Origin of the sequence: Conyzicola sp., from assembly GCF_046714715.1 — a bacterium.
In the GTDB taxonomy this organism is placed as follows: domain Bacteria; phylum Actinomycetota; class Actinomycetes; order Actinomycetales; family Microbacteriaceae; genus Conyzicola.
This window is the reverse complement of the sequence record NZ_JBKKAD010000180.1, coordinates 1-8,637: the sequence shown is the minus strand read 5'-3', so window position 1 is coordinate 8,637 and position 8,637 is coordinate 1. Positions and strand designations below refer to the sequence as shown.

Below are 8,637 nucleotides of genomic sequence, written 5' to 3'. Positions count from 1 at the left end.
TCGGGCACGTCACGAGGGTAGTGCAGTTCATCGGGGCATCAGAAAGCCTGATGGAATAGGAGCATGACCACCATCTACCGGGAGAGGCTGTGGCCCGCGCCCTGGCTCTTCATTGCCTCAGCCCTCGTGATACCGGCGAGCCTGCTCGTCTTCCTGCCGATCAACGCCACGGCCGGAGTCGTGGTGGCCATAGTGCTGTACCTCGGATGCGTCGGGCTGTTGATCCTCGCCAGCCCGGTGATCGAGGTGACCGATTCGGAATTCCGTGCGGGAAAAGCGACGCTCCCCCTGTCGATCGCCGGTACGGTCACGGCTCACAAGGGCGAGGATGCGAGGGTCGAGCGCGGAACGGGGCTCGACGCCCGTACGTGGCTGCTCATTCGCGGGTGGATCTCACCACTGGTGAAGATCGAGATTCTCGACGAACGAGACAGCGCTCCGTACTGGGTTGTGTCGACGCGGCATCCGGAGGCCGTTGTCGCCGCGATGATCGCGGCGAAGCAACGGGCAGTCGGTTAGTTAGGCCGCGCACTCCAGGCAGATCGGTCCGAGCTTTGTCTCGTGATCGATCTGCGAACGGTGCTTCACAAGGAAGCATTCAACGCACGTGAACTCGTCGGCTTGTGCGGGAAGCACAACCACGTCGAGGTCGTGCTCGGAGAGGTCCCCACCCTCGAGTTCGAAACTGCCAGGGTTATCGGCGTCATCAACGTCGACTGAGCCAGACATCTTGTCTGGAACGCGCTCCTTGAGGGCCTCGATCGACTCTGTGTCGTCGTCGGTCTTGCGGGGTGCGTCGTAGTCGGTTGCCATGCCCATCCACTTCTTGTATGCGTCTAGTTATCTAAATCGGCGGCCACAGTTTGCATCATTGGTATGCGAATAGCAAACCCAATTTGACACTTGTCGCGGCGCCAGAAACGGTAACTTGCGGCGCGCCCGGCGTATTCCCGAGATATGCGCGAAACCCGTGACATCCTTAGCGGGAATATCGAGCGCTGGAGGGTATCTCAGCATGCAAGACCTGCGAGTAATCGGAGTAGAGAACGGGGCACTCCTCGTGTCTTCCGTTGACGGCAACCGCTTCAGGATCCCGATCGACGAGGTGCTGCAGTCCAAGCTGCGCCAAGCCGTTCCCGACCCCGGATCGGGGCGCAAGGTCGCCCCCCGGGAGATCCAGGCGCAGATCAGATCGGGCATGTCGGCCGCCGACGTCGCCGCGATCACGGGCGTGCCGCTCGAATACATTCAGAAGTTCGAGGGCCCCGTGCTCGCCGAACGCGAGTTCGTGGTGGAGACCGCGCTCGGCGTGGCCGTGCACACCGCCATCGAGTCCGACCCGATGAGCGCCGGCCGCACGTTCGGCACGGTGATCCGCGAGCGGCTCGTCGGCCTCGGCGCCGTCGGCGAACGCTGGGCGAGCTGGAAAGACCCCGAGACGGGCTGGATCGTGAAGCTCGCCTTCACGGCCGAGCAGATCGACCACGACGCGCGCTGGCGCTTCGACCCGAAGAAGCTCACCCTCGCCCCGCTCAACAACGAAGCGATCACCCTCTCCCAGCAGGGCGAGTCGCAGGGCGCGCTCATCCCCCGCCTGCGCGCGGTGAACGGCGACGACCGCGAAGCCGACAACTCGCGCTTCGACAGCGGCGCGTTCGACCTCGACGACGACAGCCTCACCTTGCACGACGACGAGCCGCGCCCGAACCGGTTCGGTTCGAACGCGCCCGTCGAGCACGAGCCGGTGCACGACCACAACCAGACCGCCGACCTGCTCGAGGCGCTCCGCCGCCGCCGCGGAGAGAGAGAAGCCGCCAACTTCGCCGACGACGAGGGCTCGAACCACCCGTCGCGATCGCCTCAGACCCCCGGGGGTATTCGACTCGTCGACGTGCCCCTCGACGGATTCGGTTCGGATGACACGGAGCACAGCCGTTCGACGGCGCCGCAGCCGATCATCCCCACGAAGAGCCCGGCGCGCAAGGGGCGCACCGCGATGCCCAGCTGGGACGACATCGTGTTCGGTGCGCGTCCCGACGACGACCTGACCTAGGGCTAGCGGCGGGCGAACGCGCCCAGCCGCAGCAGCGGCACCTGCACCTCGGCGGGCGAGAACGAACCGTGGTGTCCCACCATGCCGTGGCCGGGCCTCAGCGTGCGGCTGTCGTAGTAGGCGATGCCCTTGCGCGCGGCGACGAGCAGGTCGCCGATGCGCGGCTCGACCTCGGAGCGCACCTCGCCGAACCAGCCGGCGGCGATCGCCTCGTCACGCGTGGCGATCCACGAGCGCTCCCCCTCGGCATCCCGCCAGGCGGCCGTCGTCGCGGCACGCACCTTCTCGCTCGCGTCCGGTGCGAAGTGCAGCTGCAGGCAGCGCGGCTCCCCGGCGACGAATCGCACGCCGTCGATAAGCGGCGTCTCGGTATCGAAGAGGATGTGGTTGCGTTCCGCGATGTCTACGACGCCGTGGTCCGCGGTGATGACGAGGCCGTCATCCGGACCCAACTGGCCCTCGAACTCGCACACCGCTGCGTCGAGGATCTCCAGCCAGTTCGTCCACTCGACCGACTCGGCTCCGGTGGCGTGGCCCGCCACGTCGAGTTCGGGCACGTAGACGTAGGCGATACCGGTTGCGCCCGGCTCGCGCAGCCACTCGGCCGCCCGCTGCAGGCGGTCGCCGATCGACGACTCCCCGATGTACTCGGCGCCGCGAAGCACGGCCTTGCTGAACCCGCTGTCGCGGTAGCGCTCGGGCCCGATGACGACTGCCGAATGACCCAGCGCGCTCGCCCGCTCGAACACTGTCGGCATGGGCTGCCACGCGTACGGGTCGATTTTGTCGTCCCAGCCGGAGAGCTGCTTGATCACGCGGTCGTTCGCGGGGTCGAGCACCGTGTAGCCGACCATTCCGTGCTGGCCGGGCGCGGTGCCGGTGGTCAGGGTGGCGAGCGCCGCGGCGGTCGTCGTCGGGAAGCCGGAGTCGATGACGGATGACCCGGAGAGATACGACATCAGCGTGCGGGCGTGTCCCGCGCGCGCCTTGAGGGCCGCTGCGCCGAGCCCGTCGACGAGCAGCACGACGGTCTTCGAGACGCGTGGGAGGCCGAGCCGGTTCTCCTCCCCCGAAATTGCGCAGAGACACGAGGTCATTACATCGGCGAGGCTCGGGCGGAGTGATTTCGGCGCCGGTAACATAGGGGCAATCTTATGGCTACTCCCGCGAATCCCCCTGCCCCCGTGTCCTCCGCCACCCAGCCCGGCGAGCACATAGAAGAGGTCGACGTTTCCTCCGAGATGCAGGGTTCGTTTCTCGAATACGCCTACTCGGTCATCTACTCGCGCGCGCTTCCCGACGCGCGTGACGGGCTGAAGCCGGTGCAGAGGCGCATCCTCTACCAGATGGCCGAAATGGGCCTGCGTCCCGACCGCGGCCACGTGAAGTCGGCGCGCGTCGTCGGCGAGGTCATGGGCAAGCTGCACCCGCACGGCGACGCCTCGATCTACGACGCGATGGTGCGTCTCACGCAGGACTTCATCCTCCGCGTGCCGCTGATCGACGGGCACGGAAACTTCGGCTCGCTCGACGACGGTCCCGCGGCGCCCCGCTACACCGAGGCGCGCCTGCACGCGACGGCCCTCGCCATGACCGAGAGCCTCGACGAAGACGTCGTGAACTTCGTGCCCAACTACGACAACCAGCTCACCCAGCCCGAGGTGCTGCCCGCCGCGTTCCCGAACCTGCTGGTGAACGGCGCGAGCGGTATCGCCGTGGGCATGGCGACCAACATGGCCCCGCACAACCTCATCGAGGTGATCGGCGCGGCCAGGCACCTGCTGCACAACCCGAATGCGACGCTCGACGACCTGATGGAGTTCGTGCCGGGGCCCGACCTCCCCACCGGCGGCACGATCAGCGGGCTCGCCGGCATCAAGGACGCCTACGCCACCGGCCGCGGCGCGTTCAAGACAAGGGCCAAGGTGTCGACCGAGAGCATCTCGGCGCGCAAGACGGGCCTCGTCGTCACCGAACTGCCCTACATGGTCGGTGCCGAAAAGGTGATCGAGAAGATCAAAGACGGCGTCAACAGCAAGAAACTGAGCGGTATTTCGGATGTCACGGACCTCACCGACCGGCGGCACGGTCTGCGGCTCGTGATCGGCATCAAGACCGGTTTCAGCCCCGACGCCGTGCTCGAGCAGCTCTACCGGTACACGCCCCTCGAAGACAGCTTCAACATCAATAACGTGGCTCTCGTCAACGGCGGCCCGCAGACCCTCGGCCTGCGCGACCTGCTGCAGGTGTACGTCGATCACCGGCTCGACGTCGTCACGCGCCGCAGCCGCTACCGCCTCGCCCGCCGTCTCGAACGCCTGCACCTCGTCGAGGGACTCCTCATCGCGATCCTCGACATCGACGAGGTCATCCAGGTCATCCGCCAGAGCGACGACTCCGAGGCCGCGCGCTCGCGCCTGCGCACTGTCTTCGACCTGAGCGAGCTGCAGGCCGAGTACATCCTCGAGCTGCGGCTGCGTCGGCTCACGAAGTTCAGCCGCATCGAGCTCGAGAACGAGAAGCAGCAGTTGCTGAGCGAGATCGCCGAGCTCGAGGCGCTGCTCACCAGCCCGGCGCGACTGCGCGACCTGGTGTCGAGCGAACTGGAGGAGATCTCCGACCGCTTCGGCACCCCCCGCCGCACCCTGCTCACCGAGGCCCGGCCGTCGATCGCGACCTCTGCCTCCTCCCGCAAGAACGCGCCGGTGCTCGAGATCGCCGACACCGCGTGCCGCGTCTACCTCTCCACTACCGGGCGCGCCATCCGCGTCGACATCGCCCCACCCGTGGAGGGAGCCGAGGAGACCGCCGCTCCCCTCGTCCGCCGCCGCTCGAAGCACGACGCCATCCGGTCCACCGTGGTCACGACGGCCCGGTCGGAGATCGGCGCGGTCACGAACCTCGGACGGCTCATCCGGTTCACCGCCGTCGACCTGCCGAACGTGCCGACCAACTCGATCCAGCTCGGCGCCGGGGCCCGCATCAGCGACTACCTCGCGATGACGAACAAGAAAGAGCGCGTGATCGCGTTCGTGTCGCTCGACTCCGAGAACTCGATCGTGGTCGGAACGCGCCAGGGCGTGGTCAAGCGCGTCGCCACCGGCGCGTATCCCAACAAGCCCGAGTTCGAGATCATCGCGCTCAAGGCGGGCGACGAGGTTGTGGGCGCCGCGCAGGGCACCGATGCCGAGGACCTGGTGTTCGTCACCTCGGACGCCCAGCTGCTGCACTTCTCCGCGTCGGCCGTCCGCCCTCAGGGCGCAGCGGCCGGAGGAGTCGCGGGCATCAACCTCGGGGCGAAGGCCGCTGTGATCTTCTTCGGCTCCGTCGACCCCGCCGCGGAGATCGTGGTGGCCACCGTGTCGAGCTCGACCGGCGCACTTCCCGGCGTGGATCCGGGGCGCGCCAAGGTCTCGCCGCTCGGTGAGTTCCCGGCAAAGGGCCGGGCGACCGGCGGAGTGCGCGCCCACGCGTTCCTCAAGGGCGAAGACCTCCTGGCGCTCGCCTGGGCCGGCCCCGCTCCGTCGCTCGCCGTGGGAGCGGACGGCTCGGTGCGCCACCTGCCGGAGTCCGGCGCCAAGCGCGACGCCTCCGGCACGCCCCTCGACGCCGTCGTGGGGTCGATCGGCACGTCGCTCTAGGGCAGACACGCTGGTTGCCGTTTCCACCGACAGGACGGGCGCGGGCGGAGCCGCCCATTCGTCCTGTTGAACGGCGGCGTTGAACTACGTCACCGGGATCTCGATCCCGCGTTCGTCAAGCAGGTCCACGGCTTTTAGGTCGCCACCCCGGGCGGCCTTCACGTACCAGTCGATAGCGGCAAGCTCGAGTCCCTCCTCTTCGAGCAGCAACCCGAGGTTGAAGGCGCAAAAAGTGTCGCCCATTTCGTAGCCCTCACGCAGCACCGGTACCGCCTCGCTCACACGGCCGGCAGCCTCGAGCACCAGGGCGAGGGGAATATGGCTCGCCTCTTCGCCAAGCTCGTACCCGACCCGCAATACCTCTTCGGCCTCGGTGAGACGACCTGTCTTGCGCAGGAGGTTGCCGAGCGAACCCCGTGCGTCCTGATTCACCGCGGCGCCGATACGCAGCAACTCCTCGGTGTAGCCGCCGGCGTCGCGGGAGTGGAGCCAGATACCCAAGTAGGCGGATGCCTCGGGAGAATCCCCGTCGTCCCGGGCGATGTATTCGCGCAGGTATTGCTCGGCGGCGACATCGTCGCCGCGCTCGCGGGCCGACCACGCCCGACCCCACCACGCGATGATGTAGCCGTCGGCCTCGAGCTGCGCATAGATCAGCTCGGCATCGGAGTACAGACCACGGTCGACGAGAAGTGCTGCGAACTCGTCCCCGGTCTCGCCATCTCGGGTCTTCAGCCACGCCGTCCGCGCACGCGTGATTTCGTCTGCAGGCATGGGGTGAGTTTAGGGGCACGGCCCGTCATAGCGAGGTCGGCAACCCGCCGACAGGATGGGCGTGGGCGGAGCCGCCAATTCGTCCTGTCGAACGGTGGCGGACGGCACACCGTCCTGTTGAAGCATCGTGCGCGCACGGGTCTCGGTACGGTCGCTGAGCGACCTACTCGACCGGCTCAGCCCTCGGGCGTGTACGCGTCGATGCGGATGCGCAGGCCCGCGCGGGCGATCAGCACGGTATCGCGCGGCTCGATCTCGAAGACGAAGGCGTTGTGCCGGGAGTTGAGGGAGACGGAGAGACTGCCGTACACCCTGCCCTCGAGCTGAGCGTCGGCCATGCGCTCGAGAACGGGGCGCAACAGCACGAGATGCGGCTCGAGGATCTCGCTGTCGCCGGCCACCGGCGCGTCGTAGTGCCACTGCGAGATCTCGCGGGCCGGACCGGTCGGATCGAAGTCGTGCACGGGCGAGCCGATCGGAAGCCAGCGGCTCGCCTCGACGCCCGCGTACTCGTTCAGCTGCTCGAGGCTGTGACCTGTAGTGGCGATGTTGATGCTGGCGCGGAAGATCGTCATGCTCCATCCTCCCCCATCAGCGCCGGCCCGAACGGGGCCGCTAACCGACGGCCGGCACCATCCGGCCGCTGACCTCGACCGTCACCGGCACGTCGACGCGGCCCAGCGCGGCTGCGAAGTCGGTCGCGAGCTCACCCGTCGTGCGGCCTTCCGGTAGCGCGACGATGCCGATCCTGATCCCGGAGCCGTCGTTTTCGGGGTGCCCCATTGCGACCTCGACTCCGGCGACCAGCCCTGGGCTCGCCACCGCCCGTTCCACCAGTTCGGCCAGCTCCGCCGGCCGGAACGCCGCGGGCTGTATCACGACGGTCAGCGATTCCGGAGCCGCGGCGATCAACTCCCGAAGCAGGGCGCTGGGTTCGCCGAACCAGGTGATCGTCACCGTCGCTCGGTCTTCTGATATGGCTGGTGAACCGAAGTTCTCGTCCTCCGCCAACTCGCGCTGCACTCGATCGAGCCAGTTCATCGTGTCTCCGTCAATCGACGGAAGCTGCAGCTGGTCGGCGAGCGGCTTATCGACGCTGGACTCCGGAACCAGCTGTCGCGAAGCATCCTGTGCGCACCCGGTCAGCGCGAACACGGCGCACAACCCCGCTCCTGCCACGACGGCCACCGTGCGCATGCGACCCATGTCTGCTCCCTCACTCGACGTGCGAACCCTGGAGGCGAACCCCGGAGTGTGCGGGCCGCCACTCACTAGGACGCATCGGGTGCGGCGAACGTTGGGGTAAGCGTCACACGTCGATGCGGCTGCGGTTGAGGCCCTCGCCGGCGATGATGAACTCTTTGCGCGGCGCCACCTCGTTGCCCATGAGCAGCTCGAAGACGCGCGACGCCTCCTCGGCGGCCTCCGCGTCGACGACCGTGACGCGGCGCAGGGTGCGGTACCGGCGGTCCATGGTGGTCTCCGACAGTTGGTCGGCATCCATCTCGCCGAGTCCCTTGTACCGCTGGATCGGGTCTTGGTAGCGCTTGTTCGCCTTCTTGAGCCCCGCGAGCACCGTCTCGAGTTCTTTCTCGGAGTAGGTGTAGATCGTCTCGTTCGGCTTCGATCCGGGGTTCATCACGATCACGCGGTGCAGCGGCGGCACGGCGGCGTAGACCCGGCCGGCCTCGATCATGGGCCGCATGTAGCGGAAGAACAGCGTGAGCAGCAGGGTGCGGATGTGGGCGCCGTCGACGTCGGCGTCGCTCATGATGATGACCTTGCCGTACCTGGCCTGCTCGATGTCGAACGTGCGGCCCGACCCGGCGCCGATCACCTGGATGATCGATGCGCACTCGGCGTTCGACAGCATGTCGGAGACCGAGGCCTTCTGCACGTTCAGGATCTTGCCGCGGATGGGCAACAGCGCCTGGTACTCGCTGTCGCGCGCCAGCTTGGCGGTGCCGAGCGCGGAGTCGCCCTCCACGATCATCAGTTCGCTGTTGAGCACGTCGTTCGACCGGCAGTCGACGAGCTTCGCGGGCAGCGAGCTGCTCTCGAGCGCGTTCTTGCGACGCTGCGTCTCCTTGTGCGTGCGCGCGGAGATGCGCGACTTCATCTCGGCCACGATCTTGTCGAGCACGAGGGCCGACTGGGCCTTGTCGTCGC

General features: G+C 67.5%; 9 protein-coding genes. 3 read left to right on the top strand and 6 right to left on the bottom strand.

The window, feature by feature from the left end; translation table 11 throughout:
* Nucleotides 1–63: 63 nt before the first annotated feature.
* The gene (locus tag ACLQ6X_RS14680) at nucleotides 64–519 is read left to right on the top strand and encodes a DUF3093 domain-containing protein (RefSeq protein ID WP_411700902.1); all 456 of its coding nucleotides are present in this window, start codon (nucleotides 64–66) and stop codon (nucleotides 517–519) included.
* Here ACLQ6X_RS14680 and ACLQ6X_RS14675 read toward each other — a convergent pair whose 3' ends face one another.
* A complete protein-coding gene (locus tag ACLQ6X_RS14675; RefSeq protein ID WP_184235691.1) occupies nucleotides 520–813 on the bottom strand; it encodes a DUF4193 domain-containing protein in 294 nt (97 codons plus the stop codon).
* Between the two features lie 202 nt (nucleotides 814–1,015).
* Between ACLQ6X_RS14675 and sepH the strand changes: the two genes are divergently transcribed.
* Nucleotides 1,016–2,053 (top strand): septation protein SepH, encoded by a 1,038-nt coding sequence (gene sepH / locus ACLQ6X_RS14670; RefSeq protein WP_411700901.1) that lies wholly within the window; start codon nucleotides 1,016–1,018, stop codon nucleotides 2,051–2,053.
* 2 nt (nucleotides 2,054–2,055) lie between these two features.
* Here sepH and ACLQ6X_RS14665 read toward each other — a convergent pair whose 3' ends face one another.
* The gene (locus ACLQ6X_RS14665; protein WP_411700900.1) at nucleotides 2,056–3,150 is read right to left on the bottom strand and encodes an alkaline phosphatase family protein; all 1,095 of its coding nucleotides are present in this window, start codon (nucleotides 3,148–3,150) and stop codon (nucleotides 2,056–2,058) included.
* Nucleotides 3,151–3,207: 57 nt separating this feature from the next.
* On the opposite strand from ACLQ6X_RS14665, the gene ACLQ6X_RS14660 reads away from it, so the two are divergent.
* On the top strand, nucleotides 3,208–5,694 hold the full coding sequence (locus tag ACLQ6X_RS14660; RefSeq protein WP_411700899.1) for a DNA topoisomerase (ATP-hydrolyzing) subunit A: 2,487 nt from the start codon (nucleotides 3,208–3,210) through the stop codon (nucleotides 5,692–5,694).
* 84 nt (nucleotides 5,695–5,778) lie between these two features.
* Here the strand turns inward: ACLQ6X_RS14660 and ACLQ6X_RS14655 are convergent, their stop codons facing one another.
* From ACLQ6X_RS14655 to ACLQ6X_RS14640, 4 genes are all read right to left on the bottom strand, one after another.
* On the bottom strand, nucleotides 5,779–6,468 hold the full coding sequence (locus tag ACLQ6X_RS14655) for a tetratricopeptide repeat protein (protein ID WP_411700898.1): 690 nt from the start codon (nucleotides 6,466–6,468) through the stop codon (nucleotides 5,779–5,781).
* Between the two features lie 176 nt (nucleotides 6,469–6,644).
* Entirely contained in the window at nucleotides 6,645–7,043 is a 399-nt protein-coding gene (locus tag ACLQ6X_RS14650) for a hypothetical protein (RefSeq protein ID WP_411700897.1), read from the bottom strand.
* 40 nt (nucleotides 7,044–7,083) lie between these two features.
* Nucleotides 7,084–7,665, bottom strand: a complete 582-nt coding sequence (locus tag ACLQ6X_RS14645; protein WP_411700896.1) for a hypothetical protein — start codon at nucleotides 7,663–7,665, stop codon at nucleotides 7,084–7,086.
* 112 nt (nucleotides 7,666–7,777) lie between these two features.
* On the bottom strand, nucleotides 7,778–8,637 hold an 860-nt coding region (locus ACLQ6X_RS14640), incomplete at its 5' end, for a toprim domain-containing protein (protein ID WP_411700895.1).

Excerpts from the sequence above, each read along its gene's own strand:
- ACLQ6X_RS14680 (WP_411700902.1), top strand. The coding sequence starts at position 64 with ATGACCACCATCTACCGGGAGAGGCTGTGGCCCGCGCCCTGGCTCTTC.
- ACLQ6X_RS14660 (WP_411700899.1), top strand. The coding sequence starts at position 3,208 with ATGGCTACTCCCGCGAATCCCCCTGCCCCCGTGTCCTCCGCCACCCAG.
- ACLQ6X_RS14665 (WP_411700900.1), bottom strand. The coding sequence starts at position 3,150 with ATGACCTCGTGTCTCTGCGCAATTTCGGGGGAGGAGAACCGGCTCGGC.
- ACLQ6X_RS14675 (WP_184235691.1), bottom strand. The coding sequence starts at position 813 with ATGGCAACCGACTACGACGCACCCCGCAAGACCGACGACGACACAGAG.
- sepH (WP_411700901.1), top strand. The coding sequence starts at position 1,016 with ATGCAAGACCTGCGAGTAATCGGAGTAGAGAACGGGGCACTCCTCGTG.
- ACLQ6X_RS14650 (WP_411700897.1), bottom strand. The coding sequence starts at position 7,043 with ATGACGATCTTCCGCGCCAGCATCAACATCGCCACTACAGGTCACAGC.
- ACLQ6X_RS14645 (WP_411700896.1), bottom strand. The coding sequence starts at position 7,665 with ATGCGCACGGTGGCCGTCGTGGCAGGAGCGGGGTTGTGCGCCGTGTTC.
- ACLQ6X_RS14655 (WP_411700898.1), bottom strand. The coding sequence starts at position 6,468 with ATGCCTGCAGACGAAATCACGCGTGCGCGGACGGCGTGGCTGAAGACC.